At 43.6% G+C, this 24,715-nt stretch carries 19 protein-coding genes and 2 pseudogenes; 14 read left to right on the top strand and 7 right to left on the bottom strand.

What is annotated here, in order from left to right:
- Positions 1-19: 19 nt before the first annotated feature.
- A complete protein-coding gene (locus L1028_RS26585) occupies positions 20-1,444 on the bottom strand; it encodes a spore germination protein (RefSeq protein WP_234540983.1) in 1,425 nt (474 codons plus the stop codon).
- 302 nt (positions 1,445-1,746) lie between these two features.
- On the opposite strand from L1028_RS26585, the gene zwf reads away from it, so the two are divergent.
- Together zwf and L1028_RS26575 are read left to right on the top strand one after the other, a co-directional pair.
- Positions 1,747-3,297, top strand: a complete 1,551-nt coding sequence (gene zwf / locus L1028_RS26580) for a glucose-6-phosphate dehydrogenase (RefSeq protein WP_234540981.1) — start codon at positions 1,747-1,749, stop codon at positions 3,295-3,297.
- Positions 3,298-4,502: 1,205 nt separating this feature from the next.
- Positions 4,503-6,101 (top strand): peptide chain release factor 3, encoded by a 1,599-nt coding sequence (locus L1028_RS26575; protein ID WP_234540980.1) that lies wholly within the window; start codon positions 4,503-4,505, stop codon positions 6,099-6,101.
- Positions 6,102-6,199: 98 nt separating this feature from the next.
- Here L1028_RS26575 and L1028_RS26570 read toward each other — a convergent pair whose 3' ends face one another.
- Positions 6,200-6,436, bottom strand: a complete 237-nt coding sequence (locus L1028_RS26570) for a small acid-soluble spore protein SspI (protein WP_042130985.1) — start codon at positions 6,434-6,436, stop codon at positions 6,200-6,202.
- Positions 6,437-6,670: 234 nt separating this feature from the next.
- Here L1028_RS26570 and L1028_RS26565 point away from each other — a divergent pair, with 234 nt between their 5' ends.
- The 6 genes from L1028_RS26565 to L1028_RS26540 all read left to right on the top strand — a co-directional run bounded on the left by L1028_RS26565 (position 6,671) and on the right by L1028_RS26540 (position 10,623).
- A complete protein-coding gene (locus L1028_RS26565; protein ID WP_234540979.1) occupies positions 6,671-7,330 on the top strand; it encodes a potassium channel family protein in 660 nt (219 codons plus the stop codon).
- Positions 7,331-7,458: 128 nt separating this feature from the next.
- Entirely contained in the window at positions 7,459-8,244 is a 786-nt protein-coding gene (locus tag L1028_RS26560; protein WP_234540978.1) for a TrmH family RNA methyltransferase, read from the top strand.
- Between the two features lie 501 nt (positions 8,245-8,745).
- Positions 8,746-9,507, top strand: a complete 762-nt coding sequence (locus tag L1028_RS26555) for a SagB/ThcOx family dehydrogenase (protein ID WP_234540977.1) — start codon at positions 8,746-8,748, stop codon at positions 9,505-9,507.
- 250 nt (positions 9,508-9,757) lie between these two features.
- Positions 9,758-10,240 (top strand): DUF2975 domain-containing protein, encoded by a 483-nt coding sequence (locus L1028_RS26550; RefSeq protein ID WP_234540976.1) that lies wholly within the window; start codon positions 9,758-9,760, stop codon positions 10,238-10,240.
- A gap of 10 nt (positions 10,241-10,250) precedes the next feature.
- A complete protein-coding gene (locus tag L1028_RS26545) occupies positions 10,251-10,466 on the top strand; it encodes a helix-turn-helix domain-containing protein (protein ID WP_234540975.1) in 216 nt (71 codons plus the stop codon).
- Positions 10,450-10,623 (top strand): hypothetical protein, encoded by a 174-nt coding sequence (locus tag L1028_RS26540; RefSeq protein WP_234540974.1) that lies wholly within the window; start codon positions 10,450-10,452, stop codon positions 10,621-10,623. Before L1028_RS26545 ends, L1028_RS26540 begins: the two co-directional genes overlap by 17 nt.
- Before the next feature lie 273 nt (positions 10,624-10,896).
- On the opposite strand, the gene manA is transcribed toward L1028_RS26540, so the two are convergent.
- Together manA and L1028_RS26530 are read right to left on the bottom strand one after the other, a co-directional pair.
- Positions 10,897-11,841 carry a mannose-6-phosphate isomerase, class I gene (manA, locus tag L1028_RS26535; RefSeq protein WP_234540973.1) on the bottom strand — a complete coding sequence of 315 codons (945 nt, stop codon included), beginning with the start codon at positions 11,839-11,841 and terminating at the stop codon, positions 10,897-10,899.
- A gap of 17 nt (positions 11,842-11,858) precedes the next feature.
- On the bottom strand, positions 11,859-12,776 hold the full coding sequence (locus L1028_RS26530) for an ROK family protein (RefSeq protein WP_234540971.1): 918 nt from the start codon (positions 12,774-12,776) through the stop codon (positions 11,859-11,861).
- Positions 12,777-12,885: 109 nt separating this feature from the next.
- Between L1028_RS26530 and L1028_RS26525 the strand changes: the two genes are divergently transcribed.
- On the top strand, positions 12,886-13,923 hold the full coding sequence (locus L1028_RS26525; protein WP_234540969.1) for a LacI family DNA-binding transcriptional regulator: 1,038 nt from the start codon (positions 12,886-12,888) through the stop codon (positions 13,921-13,923).
- Positions 13,924-14,066: 143 nt separating this feature from the next.
- On the opposite strand, the gene L1028_RS26520 is transcribed toward L1028_RS26525, so the two are convergent.
- The 3 genes and pseudogenes from L1028_RS26520 to L1028_RS26510 all read right to left on the bottom strand — a co-directional run bounded on the left by L1028_RS26520 (position 14,067) and on the right by L1028_RS26510 (position 16,833).
- Positions 14,067-15,254, bottom strand: coding sequence for a HAMP domain-containing sensor histidine kinase (locus L1028_RS26520; RefSeq protein WP_234540968.1), 1,188 nt, complete (start codon positions 15,252-15,254; stop codon positions 14,067-14,069).
- Positions 15,251-15,921, bottom strand: a pseudogene (locus L1028_RS26515) (response regulator transcription factor). The gene L1028_RS26520 and the pseudogene L1028_RS26515 overlap by 4 nt, the downstream one beginning before the upstream one ends.
- 187 nt (positions 15,922-16,108) lie before the next feature.
- Positions 16,109-16,833 (bottom strand): annotated as a pseudogene (locus L1028_RS26510) (substrate-binding domain-containing protein).
- Between the two features lie 113 nt (positions 16,834-16,946).
- Here L1028_RS26510 and L1028_RS26505 point away from each other — a divergent pair.
- From L1028_RS26505 to L1028_RS26485, 5 genes are all read left to right on the top strand, one after another.
- On the top strand, positions 16,947-18,359 hold the full coding sequence (locus L1028_RS26505; protein WP_234540967.1) for a glycoside hydrolase family 1 protein: 1,413 nt from the start codon (positions 16,947-16,949) through the stop codon (positions 18,357-18,359).
- A 316-nt stretch (positions 18,360-18,675) separates the two neighbouring features.
- Entirely contained in the window at positions 18,676-19,698 is a 1,023-nt protein-coding gene (locus L1028_RS26500; protein ID WP_234540966.1) for an ABC transporter substrate-binding protein, read from the top strand.
- Positions 19,695-21,764: an iron ABC transporter permease gene (locus L1028_RS26495; protein ID WP_234540965.1), complete on the top strand. Its 2,070-nt coding sequence runs from the start codon at positions 19,695-19,697 to the stop codon at positions 21,762-21,764. The genes L1028_RS26500 and L1028_RS26495 overlap by 4 nt, the downstream gene beginning before the upstream one ends.
- A gap of 540 nt (positions 21,765-22,304) precedes the next feature.
- Positions 22,305-24,377 carry a peptidoglycan D,D-transpeptidase FtsI family protein gene (locus L1028_RS26490; RefSeq protein ID WP_423803095.1) on the top strand — a complete coding sequence of 691 codons (2,073 nt, stop codon included), beginning with the start codon at positions 22,305-22,307 and terminating at the stop codon, positions 24,375-24,377.
- 142 nt (positions 24,378-24,519) lie between these two features.
- Positions 24,520-24,715, top strand: a 196-nt coding sequence (locus tag L1028_RS26485) for a transposase (protein ID WP_480248029.1), incomplete at its 3' end; no start/stop codon positions are given.

The following is a 24,715-nucleotide window of genomic DNA, read 5'->3' as shown; positions in this document are numbered from 1 at the left end:
GTCAGTTTAGATTAAATGATTATTCTTCGGTCTCTGGTTTGCTTGCATTCTTGCGGATGGACCATATCGGAAGGCGCAAGATGGTGTCTTTCAAGCCTTGAATATTTATCGGGCTTAGCGGTGTAAAGTAAGGTTGTCCAAAAGATTCAAGCTTACACAAATGTATGAAAATGAGTGTCAACCCAAAAGATATCCCAATATACCCGAACAAAGAGGCCGCAACCATAAGTGGAAACCGCATAAAACGGATCGCGGAGCTCATCTCGTTGGAAGGGATGAGAAAGGATGATATGGCAGTCAACGCAACAACGATGATCATTGTGTAAGAGACCAATCCAGCTTTAACAATGGCATCCCCGATGACCAAACCGCCTACAATCCCAATGGTTTGACCTACACGGCTGGGCAGACGGAGCCCCGCCTCTCGCAGCAATTCGAATATGAGTTCAAGCAGCATTGCTTCAACCAACGGAGGAAATGGGATTCGGGTCAGTGAACCTTGAATCGTAAAAAACAATTGCAAGGGAAGGATGCTGGAGTGAAAAGAAACGGTAGCAATATAAAGCGCGGGCAGTTGAAATGCAGTTACAAAGCCAATCAGACGGACAAAACGGACAAAGGAAGCAATCACCCAACGATTGCTATAGTCATCTGGTGTCTGATAAAAGGTGAAGAAGCTGGCAGGTACAATCAGAGCTGTGGGATCTCCATCCAGCAGTATAGCAACGTATCCTTTCAGTAAGTAGAAGGAAGTATGGTCTGGACGCTCTGTATTGATATGTTGTGGAAATATAGAGTACGAATTGTCCTCCGTTAATTCCTGTATAAAGCCGGTGGACAGAACCGCATCAAGAGAAATTTTTTTTATTCTTGATTCTACTTTTTTTACCAATTCAGGATTGGCAAGGTTCTCCATATAGACTAAGGCTACCTTTTTGGGAGCAATTTTCCCAAGGGTGGTGTAGCGAACAGTAAGGTTTGGGGTAGCGATTTGTTTACGAATCAGGTATAAGTTAACCGTTATATCTTCAATAAAACCGTTATGCGAACCCCGAATAACCGCTTCGTTCTCAGGCTCGCTAATACTTCGTTCGTGCTTGGCAGGGGTGGAGAGGATATAAAATTCAGACATTCCTTCTAAAAAGTAGAGGCAGCCTCCGTGAATAAGCCCTTGAATGCCTTTGTTTAATTCTTTTTCCATACCGAAGCTGAGTGATGTAAATAGCTTGGAAAGATCTTTGTCTTGGTTATGGCCAAAAGGAGCAATCACATTCCGCTCAACCAGTTCCGTGTCTGCGGCGGACTCTAGATAGAAGAGGATTCCTTCCGTTCCGTTAAAGGATATCCTTCTTTTTTTGAGATCATTTGTATGGAATAAGGCTGCTTCGATGTAATCGGCATTTTGATCTACAGTAGTGAATGAGGTCTGAGTTTGGTTAGTCATTAAAGGGCGCCCGACTTTCGAGTTATTTTCCTTAACGTTCCCGAATGATTTGCAGAATATTCCTGATTGAAAGTAACTAATTGGTAAAGGTGGTTCTATATCGTTTTAGTCAATACAGATAGTTTTATAAGGTGAAGTATAATTAGTAATAAGAAATTTTAATTGAAATTTGCGAAATCCCGAGAGTATCTGTCAGGAATGTGATAGCATCCTTTTTAGGAATATGCTAAAATGACATAACGTCGTTTTCTCGACGCTGAGAATGTCAATAAACTATATTACATACAGAAAGATGAGGAGCCATGGCTGAAAATCAAACCCTTGATGCACTGCACACACCCGGTGCTGTCTTTTTTATCTTTGGGGCAACCGGAGATTTAGCCCGGCGTAAGCTTTTCCCGGCGATTTACAGCTTGTACCGTGAAGGTAAGCTGGCACATGATTTTGCGGTAATTGGCGTGGCGCGGCGCCCGCGTACTCAGGAAGAATTTAGAAGTGATGTGAAGCAATCCATCCTTGAATTCTGCCGTTATAAAGCGGGAGAAGAGAGCGAATGGAATGAGTTTGTACAGCATTTTGAATACAAATCTCTGGACATCAACGATATTGATGGCTTCCGTGAATTAAGAGCTCAAACAGAAGCTCTTGAAGAGAAGTTTAGAATTCCGGGCAATCGGATGTTCTATCTTGCGCTGGCACCTGAATTGTTCGGCAGCGTCTCGTTCAACCTTAAGGCTGGCGGCATGCTAGATAGCACAGGTTGGAATCGCCTCGTCATCGAGAAGCCTTTTGGATATAATCTAGAGTCAGCTGAGCAGCTGAACGAGCAGATCCGTGAGGTATTCAAGGAAGAGGAGATCTACCGGATCGATCATTATCTTGGTAAAGAAATGGTTCAAAATATTGAAGTCATTCGTTTTGCCAATGCTTTTTTCGAGCCGCTTTGGAATAATAAGCATATTGCCAATATTCAAATTACACTTGGCGAAACCGTAGGTGTTGAAGAGCGTGGTGGTTATTATGACCATGCTGGAGCGTTACGGGATATGGGCCAAAATCATATATTGCAACTGCTGACTATGATCGCAATGGAGCCACCAAGCCGTCTGCTTGCAGAAGATATTCGTGACGAGAAGGTGAAGGTGCTTCGTTCCCTTCGTCCTTATGGTACATCTGACGAGGTTCGTGAGAATGTCGTGAGAGCACAGTATATTCAAGGCTTGCATGGTGGAAAGACCCTACCTGCTTATCGTCAGGAAGATAAGGTTGATCCTGAATCGAGTACTGAGACGTACTTTGCTGCCCGTGTGTTTGTTGATAACTTCCGCTGGGCTGGAGTTCCTTTCTATATTCGTACAGGTAAACGTCTGCCGGTGAAGACAACGGAAGTGGTAGTTGAGTTCAAGGGAATGCCAACCAATGTTTATTTGGGACAAAAGCATACGCTGGAGCCTAACCTGCTTGTTATCCGTGTGAACCCTATGGAAGGCATTTATGTAAAGATTAATGCCAAGAAGCCGGGTTCCGAGTCTGAAATTCAACCACTAGCTATGGACTTCTGTCAGAGTTGCTTGGTTGGAATTAATTCCCCGGAAGCTTACGAGCGCTTGCTTCATGACGCGGCACGCGGAGATTCCACTTATTTCACTCGTTGGGATGAGGTATCGTCGGCATGGTCGTTCGTGGATCGTATTGCGAAGGCTTGGAAGGAAGAGTCGAGTGATCTATCTTCTTATCCTGCTGGCACTTGGGGTCCGGTTGAAGCGGATCAATTGCTTGCTCAGGATGGCTTCCATTGGTGGCCGGTAAACGGTCAGGAAGAAGATAATGTAGTATGGCTGAAGAATAACTAAACTTTGCGTTAATGCTATCTCCCTGCAGAGGATGCAGGGAGATTTTTTGTAATGCTGAGATTAGAGAACACTCAGCCTCCCCAGGTCGCTTGGGCCAACAAGGTCACTCAGCCTCCCAAGGCCACTCTGGCTCCAAATGCCGCTCGGGCGACAGGAGCATTTTTCAAATAACTGCACTTTGTACAATTAAAATCACATATTGGGCGGAAATTAGTCTTTTAAGTGTATTCTCTGCAACTATTTTCTCCGCATAAGGCCGAATAGCTAGCACATTGAATTTTTAATTGCATCAAATACAACTAAAGGCGATTGGAAATGCTAATACTTCTTATAAGTGTAGGAAATACAACTATTTTACTATAAGAGACTGCGGAGAAATGTGAAACGAAATCAAGGGAGGGGCCTATATTCAAAGGGGGGCCATGGGGAGCCCTGTTTTCAATTAATACACACCTCTTTGGGACGACCGAACGGACCTTATCCTCCGAAATGCATGTTTTAGTCGAGCTTACGGACAAATGTATGCGAAAAACCGAATACAATGTGCCGCCGGTAACGTAAACGAACCGATTGTATGCGAAAAACCGAATACAATGTGTCGCCGGTAATGTAAACGAGCCGATTGTATGCGAAAAACCGAATACAATGTGCCGCCAGTAACGTAATCGAGCCAAATGTATGCGAAAAATCGAATACAGTGTGCCTCCGGTAACGTAAACGAGCTAGCGCTGTTATCTGCCTTGAATCACCCGGGAATGGGTTTGTTATTAGGGAATAAGTACAATACGGTCCGTCCCTAATATATGTGCTCATTTCATCGAAATAAAGATCCATACGGTCCGTAAGCGGAACCTCACTACGAAGGTGCATATGGATACGAGTTTGGAACGGATGTACTCAGCTTGTAACTCTACCTCCAAGGACGCCGTCAGGCGTTTTTCTTGTTGAGCTATGGGAACTGGTGAACAGGATATAGACCTGATTTGGGAGATATTTTGCTGCAAAAGCTTTTTAGTAGATAATGTCTGCCGGATTTTGATATACTTTAGAGGATGCTTTCACTTGAAGCGGACTGGAGCTAGACCTAAGATAGCTATTCATTCAGAAATGAAGGGGTATGAACGATGAGCAGAGCACCGATTTGAAGATAACCCCAGTGTAATTGAAGCAGAAGCAGGAATTTTATATATGAAGGGATATGTGTAATGAACAAAGCAATAGATCAGAAGCTGCAAAAGGAAGTGGACAGACGCAGAACCTTTGCGATCATTTCCCACCCGGATGCGGGTAAAACAACTTTAACGGAAAAACTACTGTTATTCGGTGGTGCTATCCGTCTGGCGGGAACGGTTAAGGCCCGTAAGGCGAACAAGCATGCAACGAGTGACTGGATGGAAATTGAGAAGCAGCGGGGGATTTCTGTTACTTCCTCTGTGATGCAGTTTGATTATTTGAATCACCGCGTGAATATTTTGGATACACCGGGTCACCAAGACTTTAGTGAGGACACCTACCGTACCCTAACAGCAGCGGATAGTGCGGTCATGCTTATCGACGTGGCAAAAGGTGTGGAAACTCAAACGACAAAGCTGTTTCAGGTATGTGCTAAACGTGGGATTCCGATCTTTACTTTTATCAATAAGCTGGACCGTGAAGGACGCAGTCCGTTTGATCTAATGGAAGAGCTGGAGCAGGTACTGGGTATTCGCTCTGTGCCTATGAACTGGCCGATCGGTAGTGGACGTGAGCTATGCGGCGTATATGACCGGATGAAGAATCAGGTGGAGCTGTTCCAAGGTGACGATCACTCCGTAATCAAGGTACAAAAGGTTGACGGATATCGTGATCCAATCATTCGTGAAATGGCTGGAGAATATCTGCATGATCAACTGTGTCAGGATCTGGAGCTGCTGGATGTAGCAGGCGATGCTTTTGACTATGAAAAAGTACTAAGTGGTGAACTCACACCTGTGTTCTTTGGTAGTGCGATCAACAATTTTGGCGTACAAACTTTCCTCGATAATTTCTTGGATCTGGCACCGAAGCCTGAACCACGCCGGAGTACTACAGGTTTGGTAGAGCCAATGGACGAGAAGTTTACTGGCTATGTGTTCAAAATCCAAGCCAATATGAACCCGGCTCACCGTGACCGGATTGCTTTCCTGCGTATTGTGTCCGGGAAGTTTGAACGAGGTATGAGCGTGAAGCATGTACGTGCGGGTAAGGACATTAAGCTGGCCCAGCCGCAACAATTCTTGGCGCAAGACCGTGATATCGTAGAGGAAGCTTATCCGGGAGATATTATCGGGTTGTTTGATCCAGGTATTTTTAGAATTGGAGATACACTGAGTCAGGCCGGAGATTTGGAATTCGATGAGCTGCCAACATTCTCACCAGAGATTTTTGCTAAAGTGAGTATTAAAAATGCTTTGAAATCGAAGCAGTTCCAAAAAGGTGTCGATCAGCTGACTGAAGAGGGTATGATTCAAGTATTCCGTACGGTTAACTTTGATGATATTTTGCTCGGCGTAGTTGGACAGCTGCAGTTTGAGGTGTTCGAGTACCGCATGAAGGGTGAATATGGTGTGGATGTTCAGTTGCAGCGTATGCCATACCAGTTCGCGCGTTGGATCGTAGATGATGCTAAACCAGATGCGAGTAAGTTCCGTATTAACTCTACGCTCGTTACAGATAAGAAGGGCAATTTTGTCGTATTGTTCGAGAATGAATATGCTATGCGGACAGCGATGGATAAGAACCCGACAGCTACGTTCCTAGAGATGGCTCCAAAAGCATTGCTATAGTAAGGAAGCTACAACTTCCTGATTGTTAATAAAAACCTCCGCCTTCAGCGTGCAATTGCACAATGGGATAGCGGAGGTTTTTGACTAGTTGCGGCTAGTTATGACGTGATATTCCCGGGAGTAATCGTCTCCAGGTGATCATGGAGCATAGAAACCAAATTATCTTGCTTAGCGGTATCTAAATCCTTCCATATCATTTCAAACACGGCGCCAAGTCCCGGGAGTGCTGCTTCTGGTCCGTCTACCGAGCCTTCAATCATATGCCGCAAATCTTCTTCAGATTGACCATGCACTTTATGAATAATCGCCTGACGTAAGTCAATAGTAACCGGCATAACGTACCTCCTTTTTGAAATATAGTGATATTCACTTCGTTTTAATGTACCCTGAATAGGTGCTGGAAATTCAAGTTTTCGTTCAAATATAAGATAATATAAGTTTGACACTTTACATCATCCTTATATTTCTAAGAGTAACGGTTGTCATCCATAAAGGACGAATATGACGTTTCTTCTTGGCTTATGCTATACTGTTTGAGATATAGAAATGCTACAGGAGGTACATAAGACATGGCAAAAAAACAATATGCCATCATTGGCATGGGACGTTTCGGATCCAGTGTTGCGAGAGCGCTCAGCGGTATGGGGTTTGATGTACTTGCGATTGATGCGGACGAGCAGCGGACACAGGAGATTTCAAATATAGTAACACACGCCGTATCTGCAGATTCAACGGATGAAGAAGCGCTACGCGCACTCGGTATTCGCAATTTTGATGTGGTGGTTGTGGCTATTGGAGAGGACATTCAAGCAAGCATTCTTACAACTTTAATCCTGAAGGACCTTGGTGTACCAGCAATTATCGCAAAAGCAAAAAGTGAGCTGCACGGCAAAGTATTAGGAAAAATTGGTGCAGACAAGGTGATTTATCCTGAACGGGATATGGGAATGCGGGTTGCGCATCATTTGGCTTCACCTAATATATTAGATTATATCGAGCTGTCGCCTGATTATAGTATTTTGGACATGAAGGTATCCGGATCGATGCTCGGGAAAAATCTACAAGAGCTCGATATCCGTGCAAAATACGGCTGTAACGTAATGGCTATCCGTCAAGGTGAAGAGATGAACATCTCCCCACGCGCAGAGGATCGCTTGATCGATGGGGATATCCTTGTAATCGTTGGGCATAAAGATAACCTGACGAAGCTGGAGATCGAGTATCAGTAGGTGAGGGGTAACGTATTCATCAGGTTTATAGGGGAGTAAAAGAGAAGAAGAACAAAGACAAAGACAAAGATAAAGAACAAAGATATAAGAGCAAGAAAAAATGGCAAGGCATAAGAAAGGAAAACTTTATGGAAATCATGTCTCCGCAAAATACGCGGGTTAAAGAGTGGGCCGGGTTGCAGGAGAAAAAGCACCGTGACAAAGCTCGTAAATATATTGTAGAAGGCGTTCATCTGGTACAGGAAGCGCTGCTGGCTGAAGCAGATGTGGAATGCCTTGCCTATGACCTCGACAAAGGAATGCCTGCTGAACTCAAGGAGCTTCTCCAGTCCGTTCAGGGCATGGATGTGATCGGCGTATCAGCGGCGATCATCTCGAAATGCAGCAGCACTAATACACCGCAGCCGGTGTTCGCCATCGTGCGGAAGGAACAGCAGGCGGTAGAGGCTATCCTAGCAAAGAAAGATAGTCTGGTGGTGGTCCTGGACGGTGTCCAGGACCCCGGTAATGTCGGCACCATCATCCGTAGCGCGGATGCAGCGGGAGCTGACGGAGTGATCCTCGGCCAAGGCTGTGCCGACCTCTACAATCCGAAGACCATTCGTTCCACGATGGGCTCGATGTTCCATCTCCCGGTGGTGGAGGGAGATTTAAGTGTTATTTTGCCACAGGCCCGGGAAAAAGGGGCGCTGCTGGTGAGCACTTCGCTACAGGGAGAAGAATCGTGTTATGAGCACGATTTTCACGGCAGTCAGTGGCTGCTGATTGGCAGCGAGGGTAAGGGCATTTCGCCGGAGACCGCGCGACTCGTAGATAAGAGTATCATCATCCCGATGGCGGGCAGAGCTGAATCACTAAATGCGGCGATGGCAGCGACGATTTTGCTGTTTGAGGGAATGAGACAGCGGGGGTAACCAACAAATAATAAAATACGTTTTCGACTCGATAGAATAGCTTTTTTCAGTTTGTCACTGATCTATAACCTCACTATGTCACAATTAATTCGGTCCTGATTATCAAGAAATCCTTGATATACCGGGACTTTTTTGCATTTGTGTGTTATTTTGATAAGTTTTTCTGTAACTGACGGGATACATTAGATGTTTCGAAAAAGTACAAAAGTCAGCCAAGCTGTGCATCATGCCGATGCCCCTTTCCGTCTTCTCCAATTCGATTTTCCGTAGCTGAACTGGTAGGAATTCTGTACAACTATTTGGTACTGGCTTGTGCTAACGTCAATAAAAGAGACGAAAAGGTTGATATTTATCGGTTTGACTTTTTTGGGTATCTGCCAGAATGTATTCAGTAATTTTGAAGTAAAAAGCTGTATTGTGAATCAGATCACAATACTATTTTTAATACATGCTATGTTAGAACTATTAAGAAACGATTAAGTCATCTAAGGAGAGTCTATTATGGCTAAATATGAACAACAAAGAAACTTTTTGAAATCCAATTTTCTTGAATTTAAACATATTAAAACAGATAAGCTAAAGGGACTCCCACAACCACCAATTGTTAAGTCCTTTAATTCGACATCACTGATTATTGATTTGCCAATGATCAGCAGAGACGTTGTGAGTAAAGAAAACATATATGAATGTATAAATGATAGAAGAAGTACAAGGTTTTATTCTGATGAATCATTAAGTCTTGATGAGTTATCATATTTATTATGGGCTACCCAAGGGATAACGAGTATGACGAAGAATGGGTGTACACTGCGAACTGTACCCTGCAGTGGGGCAACACATACATTTGAGACATATTTATTTATTATGCGAGTAGAAGGCTTGCAACAAGGAATTTACAGATACCTTCCTGTGGAACACAAGCTCGTGTTTATGTTTGAATTAGATAAAATTGATCAAAAAATTGATGCGATTACTTTGGATCAACCTTTTGTCCCTAATTTTGTTAAAAAAGCTTCGGTAATGTTTGCATGGAGTACAACACCCTATCGCTCTGAATGGAAGTATGATATTTCAGCTCACAAAAAAATCCTCATCGATGTTGGACATGTAAGCCAAAACCTTTATTTGACTAGTGAATCGATCGGTGCAGGTGCTTGTGCAATTGGAATCTATGATCAAAAGTTGATTGATGATATTTTAGAATTAGACGGTGATGAAGAATTCATCATCTTTATGAGTGCAGTTGGGAAGAAACGAGAGTAATGCAAGTATTGATCAAAGATTGGTCCGAAGATATGATGGGCATTGGTTGAGGGAACGGGCAATTTTATTGAACAAGTTGTAAATTTAACATTTTAAAGTAAGAGCATTTCTTTGTAATGAGAAATGCTTTTTTATTTTTGTCAAAATTAAAAGTATATAATAATATAATTAAAAACGATATAAGTTTATTGTAAAACAATATATTATGTAGTAAAGTCAAAACTAACATTAAATAAGTGAGGTGCACTTTATGAAACGAGCAACAACACTCTTTTTGAAGATGGCTGTTATTCTTATTGGAATCCCAATTCTCGCTTTGTGCATATTTTTAGTGCCTAAGATTGGGGATTTTGCTGTAAAATTGTATCCAGAAATGGCTTATATGAAATCTCTCGTTTTAATCGATATGTACGCGGCAGCGATACCTTTTTACTTTGCTCTGTATCAGGCTTTTAAACTTTTAAGCTATATTGATAAGAATCAAGCGTTCTCGGAATTATCGGTAAAGGCTTTAAAGAATATAAAATACTGTGCCATCACAATCAGTACCTTGTACCTGCTAGGTATGCCACTCTACTATCTCATTGGGAAGAGAGTTGACCCTCCAAGTTTCATACCAATCGGATTGGTCATTATTTTCGCCTCTATGGTGATCGCCGTTTTTGCTGCTGTTCTCCAAAGACTTTTACAAGAAGCTATCAATATAAAATCAGAAAATGATTTAACGGTCTGAGGTGGAGCATATGGCAATTATTATTAATATTGATGTGATGTTAGCAAAACGAAAAATGAGCGTAACGGAGCTTTCGGAGAGGGTTGGAATTACTATGGCGAATCTTTCCATTCTGAAAAATGGGAAAGCAAAAGCGGTTCGTTTTTCAACATTAGAAGCAATATGTAAGACTTTGGATTGTCAGCCGGGTGATATTTTAGAGTACAAAAGTGACGGAGACACTTAATAAAAATAGACAACAAATTTATTTGATCGACCTTCCTCTCCCAGCCATAGTAGCAGTATTAACAGAGATGACCATTTTCATTATCTGTGGTGCAGGGCTTGCGCTGCATGTATGGCTAACGGGTACGTTAATTCAAAAGACAATAGCGGCAGTCTAAGACTTTATTTTTCAAGTCTTGGTCCGGCGCTTTTTTTTGTGGAGTTAATCCTTAAATCTAGAAGGTTAATGATCTTCAAATTCATAGAACCCAATTAAAACATGCTTCTCACTTGCCAATTCTTTGAATTTACGTTTAAACAGGGCAAGAAATCCCTTGGTTTAGCCTGACTCAGACTTTAGCTTGGCTGAAGGGGAGGACACTTGTCCCCCTTTCTTCTTAACCCAAAGCTTAAAAAGGAACAATAGAGATGCGGAGAGAAAACAAAACAGGCTACTCGCGTGAAATAACGAGCATAAGGTCTCCATCCAGTTCGTAAGGCCCGAATTCAGCAGGAAGAATGAGATGGTCCCCTTTATTCAGCATGTATTCATTGTTTTGAATGCGGAGATAACCCTCACCTTTAATGACGCTGACAAGTGTATATTTCTTATGTGCCGGTAATTGGGTTCTTCTGGATACTTCCCATTTTTCAACAGTGAAGAACGAATTAGAAACAAACGTTGTCATAATTAGGCCTTCATGTACGTTAGTTAAGTACGAAGGATGTTCGTACACCTGCGGGATTGCGGTAACTTCGATCGCTTTCTCTAGATGGAGCTCACGCAAATTCCCGTCTTTATCACGACGATCGTAATCATAGACACGGTAGGTCGTGTCGGAGCTTTGCTGGGTTTCTAATACGACAATCCCTTTTCCAAGTGCATGAATTGTTCCACTTGGCACGTAGAAAAAGTCCCCTGGCTTCACAGGAACCTTGGTGAGCAGTTCCTCCCATTCTCCATTTTGTATCCTATGCGCTAAGTCTTCTTTAGAAGAAGCTTCATGACCGTATATGATCACTGCATCAGGCTCTGCATCGACAATATACCAGCATTCTGTCTTGCCAAGCTCGCCGTTTTCATGCTTGCCGGCATAATTGTCATCTGGATGTACTTGAACAGATAAGTCGTCTGAGGCATCCAGAAGCTTAATAAGCAAAGGAAACACCGGGGAACTCGAACGGAAAAGTTCTGGGTGTGAATTCCATAACGTGCCTAGTGGCATCCCTTGATAAGGTCCTTCTTTTACGATGCTCTGACCATTAGCATGTGCCGATATGGCCCAGCATTCGCCCGTAGAATCGTTAGGGATAGGATAACCGAATAACTGCTTGAGTTTGGTTCCTCCCCAAATACGTTCCTGAAAAACAGGTTGCAAATAGATAGGTTGACTCATTACAATAACACTCCTCTTTAATAATTGGTATGAATAAGTGCTGCTGCACCGATCAGGCCAGCATTTTGCTGAAGAGCGGCGGGAACGACAGGCGTGTTCCGTCCAGAAGGGTTCAATGCATGAAGCTTGATGTAATTACGAATAGCCTCGAACAAAGGTTCTCCAACCTGGGAAACCCCGCCTCCGAAAATTAGTAGCTCGGGATCAAATGTGTTGATTAGCGTAACACATCCGGCGCCTATGTACCCAAACACGCGATGGACGAGACTTTCCATGGCGGGATCTTGGCCGGATAAGGCAAGCTCGAAGACTTCCTTGGATGTCACGGAGCGGCCCAGTAGCGAGCTTGCTTCTCTTGCAATCGCCGTACCGGAGGCAATGTATTCAAAGCACCCGCGCTGCCCGCAACTGCAGGTGCCGCGGCTTGAATCAATGACTATATGCCCGATATCGCCGGCATTTCCGGTTGCACCAGTAAGCACGCTCCCATGACTGTAAATTCCCGCGCCTATGCCGGTACTGATCGTGATGTATATGAAATGATCCACGGCCTTTGCTGCGCCAGTCCACTTCTCTGCCAATGCTGCAGCAGTTGCGTCGTTCTCCAGAACAATGGGCAGTTGAAAATGACGCTTGAAAGAATGGATAATGGGGAAATTCCACCAGTTTGGAAGGTTAGGGGGCTCGCTTATTTGCCCAAGCTTCGTATTAAGAGGACCGGGTGCTCCGATACCAATGCCTTTAAGATCTGCTTGCTGTAAACCTTCATCGGACAAAAGTCTATTTGCCGCTTCGGCAATTTTGTCTACCATGTCAGAAGGATGAAGTGATAGATCCGTGGAAAGCGAAGTTTTGGATAGTACCTGTCCGTCGGATGAGACGAGACCCAGGGCGATTTTTGTACCACCGATATCGATTCCAATTGCATAATTCAAGAAAATTCCCTCCTTAAATTCCTTTTTACTTTACAAACTTGACAAGAATAATATGTGTAAAGTAAAATTAGCTTCAGTTTACCATGTATTGAAAGGATTGAAAAGAAGAATGGGCAGTAAAAAGAAGGTATCTATGCAAGATATTGCTGATAAACTTAATATTTCGAAAAATGCTGTATCGCTTGCCTTACAAGATAAGAAGGGTGTCAGCGACCAAATGCGCTACCGTGTGCTTCAGACGGCAAAAGAGATGGGTTATGGTCAATACGGAGAGAAAACATCATCGGACAAGAATGTACTTGTACTGGTGCCCGAGAGAATCATGAGCTATCAGGATAACGATCATTTTCGGTTCTTTCATGATATGATCTGGGGGCTGGAGAAGAGCATCCGTAAGAGAGGGTTTAGTGCAGTGATTGCACCCATTGATCTCGAAATGGAATCAGGTCTTCAGTTGCCGCAGCAGTGTAATGAAATTTCGTATGTAGGCATTATTTTATTCGGAATTGTAGATGAAGCCTATGCGAGACTTGTCTGGGAGTTAGATACACCACTAGTCATGTTAGATTCATATCACCGAAATCTACCTTGTCCGGTTGTCGCTTCCGCTAATACGGAAGGGGCATACGAAGCTGTTACGTTGCTTTTTCGTTCCGGTCATCGGAAGATTGGGTTTATCGGGCCTGCTAATTTAACCACTAGCCATGAAGAACGTTGGCTCGGCTATTTGAGCGCGATGCAGGAACTCGGCCTCCCGCTTGACATGAGCAAGGTAATGGCACACTCTGTCGGATTTCGGGACACTGAGCAGGAAATCGATTCATACCTGAATGCTGTTAACGAATTCCCTACAGCGTTTTTTTGTGGGAACGATCGAATTGCTTATTTACTGGCTGGGCAGCTTCGTAAGCGTGGACTGAAGGTTCCAGCGGATGTTTCAATTGTAGGCTTTGATGATCTTCATTATGAAGAAGACAGTGAACTGGGGATGACTACCATGCGTGTGGAAAAAGAAAAAATGTGCGAGGCAGCAGCCGATCTGTTACTTACATTGAAAACCACATGCAGAGAAATGCTGCGGCTATATATACGCCCTACGCTTGTTGTTCGTAATTCCGTTTTGACAAAAGCTTCTTTTAACCTTTAGACACTCCAAAAGGCAAGATGTTTACTCAGTCGCTGGCGGAGAGAGAAAGCAGGTAATCAGGTATAACACGTTGGGTAGATTATGCAGCCCTCTTTATTATATCAACAAGCTAAAGACGCTAAGATTTAATTTGTAATCTATTGCTACTTTTTAAAAAGGGAACGGAATATTAACGATAAAAACTGCAAGCTCATAATTGAGTTGCAGTTTTTTATCGTTTTTATTATGAGGGAAATAAGAGAGGGATTTGCAGAGCAACGATTAAGAAGCCTTTCTTTATTGACCTTTTTAAAATCGGGGAGCAGCACGGTAAAAGTGGCTCCTTGCATTGGAACACTGTCGCAGGTGATGGTTCCACCGTGCAGCTCAATGATTTTTCGGACAATCGTAAGCCCCAGGCCATTACCGGCAGTAGAGTGAGAGGTATCTTGCTGATAGAACTTATCGAAGACCCTGGGAAGTGCACTCGGACTGATGCCTGCTCCATTATCACGGAACTTAATTTCGACCCGATCTTTCACCTGTCTCATGGTAACTTCGATTTCGCCGTGCTCGGGAGTGAACTTAATTGCGTTGTCAAGCAGATTCAGCCAGACCTGGTTCAGCATCTCTTTATTCCCGGGTATCATATAGTCCTGCACATTGGCTTTGAAGGAAATATGCTTTTTCGTAAGTTTAGTATGCAGTAGCAGGACACATTGGCGAATTTGTTCTCCGACATTGAAGGGCTGACGGTCTGTTAATATTGCTTGTGCCTCCACTTTGGAGAGGTTTAGGACATTGGAGGCCAGTGTGGCCAGACGGGTAGATTCCTCGATAACAATATCCAGATATTCATTCCGTTCCTCCTTGCTCAGCTCATCATCCTTCAGGATTTCAGCGAACCCTTTAATCGATACAATCGGAGTACGGAATTCATGAGAGAAATTGTTTACAAAATCTGTACGCAGAATTTCAATGCCACCCAGTTTCTCAGCCATCCGATTAATATTCTCGGAGAGAATCTTGAACTCCGGTGGATGCTTGAGCTGCAGCCGCATAGAGAAGTTCCCTCCGGCCAATTGGTCGATGGCATCAATAAACGTACGGATTGATTTCAGCATCCTGCGACTGGTAATCACCGATGTGACAGTACCGATAATCGTGCAGGCAATCAATATAATCAAGGTGAGAATTTTTTTATCCTGGAGAATCCGCTCACCGAGCAGGCCGAAAACCAGGGACAGATAGGTCAGGATTCCGGTGATTAGCACTGTAATGAGGAAAATAATGAATACAGCAATCGAGAAATAGATCGGCAGACTGATTTTGCTGCTTAGCTTTTTGATCAAGTTCTCACCGCCTTGTATCCGAGACCGCGGACGGACATGAGTTCGAACTCCGGATAGCTTTCAAACCGTTTCCGTAAGCGGTTGATATGCACATTAACGGTAGTGTCTGTAGTTTCGCTGTCCATCCCCCAAATTTCGTCCATCAGCTGAATTCGAGTGAAAATGCGCTCCGGATAGGATAAAAGCTTATAAAGGAGATGGAATTCCTTTTTGGGAAGCGTCTGTTTTTCATTGTCTCGAGTTACTGTTAACGCATCAAAATCAAGAATGACTTTACCGACAATAAGTTTACGGGCGCTTACAATCTGCGAACGGCGCAGAAGGGCTTGGATTCTCAACAGCATTTCTTGTGTATCCACGGGTTTGGTCATATAATCATCGGTTCCAAGGCGGAATCCTTTTTTCTTATCTTCTGGAAGTTGTTTGGCTGTGGCCATGAGGATCGGGATCATGTTGTTCGCATTCCTTAGCTCTTCGGCAAATTCATAACCATCCATCCCCGGCATCATGATATCGAGGATAATCAGATCAATGTGCTGGATTTCAAGAACTTCCAGTGCCTGGATTCCATTCTCAGCGGTTAACACTTCATAACCTGCCCGTTTCAGGACAGCGTTCATCAGCTTTCTGACATGCTTATCGTCTCCACAACGAGGATCTTAATCATGGTTTCACTCCAATAGGTTCTGGTTTTGACCGCTTTTTCCCATAATTCTAATTGATAAAACGCTAAAGACAAAGTCTTTAGAGGTTCTTTAGATTCAATTGCACAGACATGATTTCTTTGATTAATCACACTACAAAATTTTGGAATGCTCCTTTTTGGCCGGGCAATACTATAACAATTGGGCAAACTAGGTTGTCTCCCGTTCTACCAATGTAAACGATAGTGGCTGCAGCTCCATATCCCGCCCAAGCAGCACTGGAGCTAGAAGAAGAAAAGCGTTCTCCGCTTGGCCCGAAATCGGATTCAGAATGGTTGTGATTCCAAGGGTTTGCGACAGCTCTGAATTATCAAAACCAACGATGGCGAGATCCCCGGGTACGTCCAGTTTCTGCCTGCGTGCTTCGTTGAGAATACACGCTGCCACCAAATCATTGGAACACAGAATCGCATCCGGCCGGTCTGTTTCATCCATAAGGGAGCGCAGCAACTGCTCTCCGTCGCGGATGCTGTAAATCTTAGAGTAATACCATTTCTCGATAACGGGAAGATTATATTTGGTCATGATTTGCTCATTGGCCAGGCGTCTGTTATGGGTATTAATGCTGCCGGGACGGCCGAAAGCATTAGCGATGCGCTTATGACCCCGCTCTATCAAGTGCTCTAGAGCGAGAGCATATCCGTCATATTGGTTCATGGCAACGGACGGTATTTCAGGATGGTCCATGCGCTGCCAGGATACGATTGGCCCGTATTTGCAGTAGGAAGAGATAACAGTCTGTTCGTTGACGAGGTCAGGATGGTGAGAATTTTCTCACGAGTCTCCTTGCTAACATGGGGCGAATGGTTCAGGACGCGGGACACCGTGGCTTTGGAAAAGCCCGATAATTTAGCAATTTCGTCAAGAGTGAACATCGGCTTGTTCTTCTTCGCATGATTAGTACTTTACATGTAACGCGTTCCAAGGTTTAGGATTCGAATTAGAGCAGTAATCCTATACTATCACAATAGCAAAGGCGGGAAAAAATATGGAATTGCAATTTCCAAAAGGATTCTTATGGGGCGGTGCTGTAGCAGCCAATCAGCTTGAAGGGGCGTATCAGGAGGATGGTAAAGGGTGGTCCACCCAAGATGTTATGCCGAAGGGAATTAAGTCTGCGCCTACAGAGGTTCCTACTGACGATAATATGAAGCTGGTGGGGATCGATTTCTATCACCGATATAAAGAAGATATTAAGCTGTTCGCGGAAATGGGCTTTAAAGTGTTCCGGACGTCGATTGCTTGGTCCCGGATTTTTCCGAAAGGGGACGAGCTGAAGCCCAATGAAAAAGGTCTGCAGTTTTACGACGACCTGTTCGATGAGTGTCATAAATACGGCATCGAGCCACTGGTGACTATCTCCCATTATGAGACTCCACTGCATCTGGCAAGAGAATATGATGGATGGATTAACCGTAAGATGGTGGATTTTTACGAGCGCTATGTGAGAACGATATATAATCGTTACAAGAACAAGGTTAAATATTGGCTGACCTTTAACGAGATCAACTCCATTCTTGAGTTCCCATTTATGAGTGGCGGGATCAATACTCCGTTAGAGAAATTGAGCAAGCAGGATCTGTATCAAGCTATTCATCATGAGTTCGTAGCCAGTGCTCTGGCTGTGAAGATCTGTCATGAGATTAATCCAGACTTCCAAATAGGGTGTATGGTGCTTAGCATGCCGATTTATCCGCTCACTCCGCATCCGGACGATGTGATTAAGGCCATGCAAAGTGATCACAAAAATATGTTCTTTGCGGATGTTCATGCGAGAGGGTATTACCCGGGTTATATGAAGCGTTTCTTCAAAGAGAATGGAATTCACATTCATTTCGAGCCAGGGGACGAAGAAATTCTGAAGCATACCGTGGACTTCATATCGTTCAGTTACTATATGAGCACGTATGAAACGGCCGACCCGGAGAAGCAAATTAGAGGAGAAGGTAACCTGCTAGGTGGGGTTGCGAATCCGTTTCTGGAAGCGAGCGAATGGGGCTGGCAGATCGATCCGCAGGGCTTGCGTTATGTTATGAATATGTTCTACGACCGATATCAGAAGCCGCTGTTTATCGTGGAAAATGGTCTTGGTGCTGTCGATCAGCTGGTAGTAGATGGGAACGGAGAAAAGGTAATAAACGACGATTATCGGATCAATTATTTACGAGATCATCTAGTTCAGGTCGCGGAAGCGATTGCTGACGGTGTAGAAGTTATGGGCTATACAAGCTGGGGCTGTATCGACTTGGTTAGCGCAACGAGCGCCGAACTAAAGAAACGCTATGGCTTCATTTATGTGGACCGTCATGATGATGGTTCGGGTACTCTTGATAGATACCGGAAGAAGTCCTTCTACTGGTACAAAGAAGTGATTGAATCCAATGGGCAGAACCTATTCTAGTTTAATGGTTGGTATCGGATATTAGGATTGCTACTGTATAGTTGGCTGGTAAAACCTAAGTTTCATTTATGTTTACGGGAGATTCTCTCTCGTACATAGATGGGATTTAGGTTTTTTTCTGTTCATTTGGTTTTGATTGATTAATTCAGCTTGGTATTTCAGAGAAATGCCCTTCTATATTAAATTTTAACTTTGACTTTCGGGGGAATCACGTATAAGATAACTATTATGTTATCTATGATAATCATTATCAATGGAATGATAACAATTATCACAGAATATAACTTCGAGCGTTACATACAGGGGGATAAAGAGGATGCACAAAAGGTTAATTAGTTTATTTATGGTTATTGCTATCATATTGGTAGTATCAGGCTGTGGTACTAACCAAAAGAATAATTCAACATCGAACGCGGGAGCAAATGACAAACCAGCTTCTGAAAACGCAAGTAGTGAATCTACAAGCGGTCCGATCGTTTTAAAAGATTCTAAAGGCGAGATTAAGCTGGATAAGCCTGCGCAAAAGGTTGTAGTTCTGGAGTGGACATTTACAGAAGATATTATTGCGCTCGGAATGCAGCCGGTGGGGAACGCCGATAACGAAAACTACAAGTTATATGTAACTTCTGAAGTGCCGCTAGATGCAAGCGTGACGGATGTTGGTTCACGTGACGAGCCGGATTTGGAGACCATTGCTTCTTTAAAGCCGGATTTGATTATTGCTAATACGGGTGGACATGAAGGAATTTATGATCAATTAAAAGGCATCGCTCCAACACTGATTTTCGGTCTGTACCCTGAAGAAGGACAAGGTGATCAGTACACGATTATGGAAGATACCTTCAAAACGATTGCAGCGGCTGTTGGTAAAACCGCGGAAGGCGACAAGGTCCTCGCTGACTTGGATGCCCATTATGCAGCAGCGAAGACAAAGCTGGCTGAAGCAGGTAAGGATGGCTTGAATTACGTGCTGACGCAAGCATACAGCTATCAGAATGCAGCAACATTGCGTCTCTTTACAGACAACTCACTGGCTGTTCAAACGTTGGATCGAATTGGTTTAAAAAATGACTGGAAGCCTAATAATTTCGAAGTTTACGGCTTCACTACATCAACGGTTGAAGCATTGCCGGCTGTTCAGGATTCTAACCTGATGTATATCGTTCAGAAGGATGATAATATTTTCACGAAAGAACTGAAGGATAACTCCGTTTGGAACGGCCTTCACTTTGTGAAAGAGAATCGTACTTTCGGATTGAGCAGTACTACTTGGGTGTTTGGCGGTCCGATTTCCTCCAAAGTTATCGTGGATGAAGTAGTAAATACATTAACGAAATGAGTGCTTTTATGAACGGGAAGAGCAGCAAAGAAGCCTCAAGTGGAATGACTTGGCGAATCATTGGAATATTTGGGGGCGGCCTTGCCGCCCTCTTTGTTCTGTCCATTCTAAGCCTAGGCTTCGGTGAAGCCAAAATCCCTGCAGCTACGGTGTTGGAGGGATTGCTAAATCGCCAGGATGTGATGGAACATAATCTGCTCTGGGATATCCGGATGCCGCGTACGGTGATTGGACTTTTGGCTGGGGCCGCTCTAGCTGCGGCTGGAGCATTATTGCAAACGATAACGAAGAATCCGCTTGCTTCCTCAGATACATTAGGGATTAATGCTGGAGCTTATTTTATGGTTGTCCTAGGTATGGTTACTTTTCCAGCTTTGCAGCATGAGTTCCCATTTTTGCTTGCAGTAGCAGGGGGGCTGCTTGCTGCACTGGCTGCCTATTTGCTGAGTGGTGGTAAGGAGGCTACACCTGTCCGATTAGCTTTATCAGGTATGATTGTGTCTATGGTTCTCGGAGCGTTTACATCGGCCCTACATATTTTTAACAAGAACGAAACGCAAAACCTATTTTTATGGGGCTCAGGCTCACTGATTCAGCTAGATTGGGACGGTGTTAAGTATGCCTGGCCTTTTGTTATTCCATTGCTAATAGCAGCTATGCTCGCAGGTAGGCAGTTTGATGCGTTGGAGCTGGATGAGTCCACTGCCCGCTCACTCGGGCAACGTGTTGGATTGGCACGGGGGTTAGGTCTAGGTTTATCTGTATTGTTGGCTGCGGTCGTGGTCAGCGTGGTCGGTCCGATCGGATTTGTAGGTCTGGTGGCTCCTCATCTGGTTCGGCTTAGCGGTATTCGAAAGCATCACTTGCTCATTCCTGCGAGTGCGCTGTGGGGAGCACTGCTCATTACGGCAGCGGATACGCTTGCGCGTATGGTTCGTAGCAGTGTAGGTGAGATGCCAGTTGGGGCGGTTATGGCGATTATTGGAGCGCCTTGGCTCATTTGGCTGGTGCTCACCAAGATGAAAAATATATCGGGTTCAGGTTCTGGTCAGTCATCTATGAATATAGGTGGAACTGCGCTTCGGATACGCTTTGTTCCAACGGTGATATGTATGAGCGTACTGCTAATCGTTGTTATTCTTGTGAGTCTATCACTTGGGGGAACGAGAATACCGATTAGCGAGCTGCTGAGCAGTCTTATCCACCGCGGAGATGGATCTTATTCCGTCCTGCTGAATTTACGGCTTCCGCGTACACTCGTTGCGGCTGGAGGCGGTATCGCGCTTGCTATTAGCGGTGTCTTGATTCAAAGCGCTGTCCGAAATCCGCTGGCTGACGCCTCCATTATTGGTGTGACCTCGGGTGCTGGATTTGGGGCGTTAACCGTAATGGTCGCTTTTCCGGCATTGACGGTATTAGCAGTCCCTATTGCAGCAATTGCGGGTGGTGCTTTGGCTGCAGCCTTTGTGTTTGTTATGGCATGGCGTAGAGCCTTGAATCCATCTGTCCTTATTCTGCTTGGAATTGCAGTATCAGCAATTGCCTCTGCGGGAATACAGGTCATGATCGTCAAGGGCAGTTTATGGAGCAGCAGCTCTTTAATTTGGTTAACGGGTTCGACTTACGGACGAAGCTGGAATCAATTTAATAGCTTGTTTATCTTCCTGATTGTACTCGTTCCTTTTGCTTATTATTTGGGACGTAGATTCGATTTACTAGCATTTGGCGATGAGAGTTCAACAGGTCTGGGCCTGCCCGTTCGCGGAACTCGGCTTTGGGCCATGATTATCGGTGTGATGCTTGCAGCGGGAGCCGTTGCAAGTGTAGGAACCATTGGGTTTCTCGGACTTATGGCGCCGCATGCTGTACGGATGATGATTGGGCATCACACAAGACGATCCATTGTTTTGTCAGGATTACTTGGCGGATTGATGCTCGTAATTGCGGATACGCTGGGAAGAACCATTATGGCGCCGAAAGAAATTCCGTCGGGTCTTATTATAATGCTGATTGGGGCTCCATATTTCTTGTTCTTAATGTACCGGTCTCAGGTTAGAAAAGTATAAGTTTTGCTATAAGGAAACAATCAGGGGTGCCCCATAAGCCATAAAAATGGCCGATGGGGCACCCCTAATTTATTAGTGCTTAATCGACCTAAATCGCCTCAAACTTCGTTTCATTCGATGAAGATTTAACACTTACGCAGTAGCGTTATCGGACACAGTTGCACCTAAATGCAGCTTTATCCCTCATTTGAAGTAGAAACGGACCGCATAGCCGCTATTGGCATAAAATCCATTTGCCCCTTTACTAACGAATAGCGTCGCTGGAGTCCGAAACTAAGCTTCAATGGCTAAAAACTTGCAAATAACGTCATCTGAGTCCGTATGCCTCAGCAAATGATGACAATTCGTAGGTGCAGGCCACCAAACGTCCACAAAAAAATCAGCGATTCTCGCATACTGAGGATTGCTGGTTTTTTTAATTGGATATTATCGATTTGTGAACAATTATTTAACTATTATTCTTAATTTTGTATATTTCAGTTTGCTAGTTTATACTTAAAACCTATATTGTACAATTTTGGAAATAGGGAGTGGGATTATGTGAGACTCTTCGACAGAAAAGGTATACAAGACGACAGCAAAGCTATAAATAACTCTAGTGAATTAAGAATCAATATTTTTTTCTTTAGCACTTTTATTATTTTTTGTGTGATTATCCTTCGTCTTGCAGTCTTACAATTTGTCGAAGGATCTAAGTTTACTGAAGCCGAGGCTAATAGGGATATGAAAATAGTTCCATTATCAGCAATGAGAGGAAATATCCTCGCAGTTGAAGGTGAGAAATTGGCCTATTCTACACCTGTTCAATCTTTATATCTCACTTTGCAAAAAGAATATACTGCCACAAAAACAGATAAAACGACCAAAAAAACTACATTAACTGCTGAGGCAAATAATAAATCAAACGCACTGGCTAGCAAGTTAGCAGCTGCCTTCGAAACCTATGGTGATCCTAATGAGAAAAAAATAACAACAGAAGAGATCCTTGAGGCTATGGACTTATATTCTAAAAAATCATCTGGATATATGGCACGAAGAATTAAATCAGGTTTATCCAAGAAAGAAATTGCTTATTTTTTGGAGCACAAAAACGAATATCCAAATCTTGAGGTGTTAGAGGAAAGCTCTAGGCATTATGATACCGATACGGTGGCTGTACAAGCTGTTGGCTATGTGAAATTTTTTAAATCCTCTACTAGTTTAGATCTTTATAAGGATGTACTTCAGGCGATGAAAAATAATCAAGACCCTGGGCTTAACTATAAAGAGGATGAGCTAGTAGGCTTTGATGGCTTGGAGCTGCAATACCAGAAGGAGCTTCGGGGACAGAATGGTTATAAGGAAGTTTCAGTAGATCCGCAGAACATGACGGAAAAAATCGTCAGTGTTGAACCTCCGGTTAAAGGGAGCAATATCTGGACTACGATAAATAAAAAAATTCAGCTGAAGACCGAAGAGGCCATTAAAGATCAAATTCAGTGGTTGCACTCGCACACCGTACAGGGGGAAACACATCCTGATGCTCTAACAGGTTACGCTGTAGCCATGGAGGTCGATACAGGTAATATTATTACGATGGCGAGTATGCCTGACTATGATACGAACGATTGGGCTACGGGTTCGATATTACCTGAGAAGTATGAACAAATCGAAAAGCATTACCAAAACGGAACGATCACCCCCTTTTCATCAGGAAGATCCGGGCATAATTTCGAATCCACGGTGCTGCTCGGCTCGACCATAAAACCATTAAGTGTACTGATCGGATTAAAAGAGGGCTTTATAAATACATCTTCTACTTATCAGGATAAAGGAATCACCTCATTTGGTAGAGAGGGACATGAGACCTTTGTAAGGAATTCATCGAATCATGTATACAACTCTTTGTATCCTTACACGGCAATTGAAAAGTCCTCAAACGTATATATGGTTGATATGATTGGGAAAAAATTGTACGACAAGTACAAGTCTAAGGGTATTGATGTATGGGACACCTATATGAAGGAATTTGGTCTTGGTGTTTCAACAGGTATAGGTTTACCTAGGGAATACTTAGGCGATTTGAATTATAAGGCTGAAGCAAAGGCTGGATCAGTTCAATCTGCGCTTGTGTATGCTTCTTTTGGACAGCAGGGGCGTTATACAGTTCTTCAGTTAGCCCAATATGCGGCTACTTTGGCCAATGAAGGGCAACGAATCAAACCGCAGCTGGTAAGCAAAATCACTGATTCCAATGGGAAGGTTATCAAAGCGTTCAAACGGGAAGTGCTTGATGAAGTGACCCATTTCGATCCATCCTATTGGCGAGAAATCAAGAAAGGGATGAACAGTGACGTTAAAGGTGCCTTCGGTGATTTCCCCTATGATTTTGCTCGTAAAACAGGGACTTCACAACAAACGGATAGTAAAAAAATTAACCGGGATAACGGAGTGTTCATAGCCTTTGCACCACGTGATAATCCAAAACTTGCTGTGGCTGTAGTCATTCCTGAAGGTGGGTTCGGATCCAATAGCGCCGCACCCGTAGCCAGGAAAATTTTTGATGCTTATGATTGGGAATATGGTTTGGATGGAACTCCGAAAAAAAATATTGTTAAAAATATGAACGAATAATCGAAAGGAAAGAGCACACCGCTCTTTCCTCAGGCTGTCGAGAAAGTCTCGACAGCCTTCTTTATGTCCTAATTATTTAAGACGACACCGCGTTAATGTTGTATAATGTAGGTAACTATTTATAGAACGGATGGTGTGTTGAATGTTACGTTCCAATCGAGAAAGACAACAATCCTACGAATTTGTTTCCATAGAAGATTTGGTCCCCGAAGACCATTTGCTTCGTAAGGTGGACAAATATATCGATTTTTCTTTTATCGATGAAATCGTTCGACCGCTTTACTGCGCCGATAACGGACGCCCTGCTATAGATCCAGTTATTTTATTTAAAATGATTT

Source organism: Paenibacillus pseudetheri, from assembly GCF_924513355.1.
GTDB lineage: Bacteria > Bacillota > Bacilli > Paenibacillales > Paenibacillaceae > Paenibacillus_AQ > Paenibacillus_AQ pseudetheri.
Note: the sequence above shows the minus strand (reverse complement) of the source record. Positions and strands in the feature narration are given on the sequence as shown.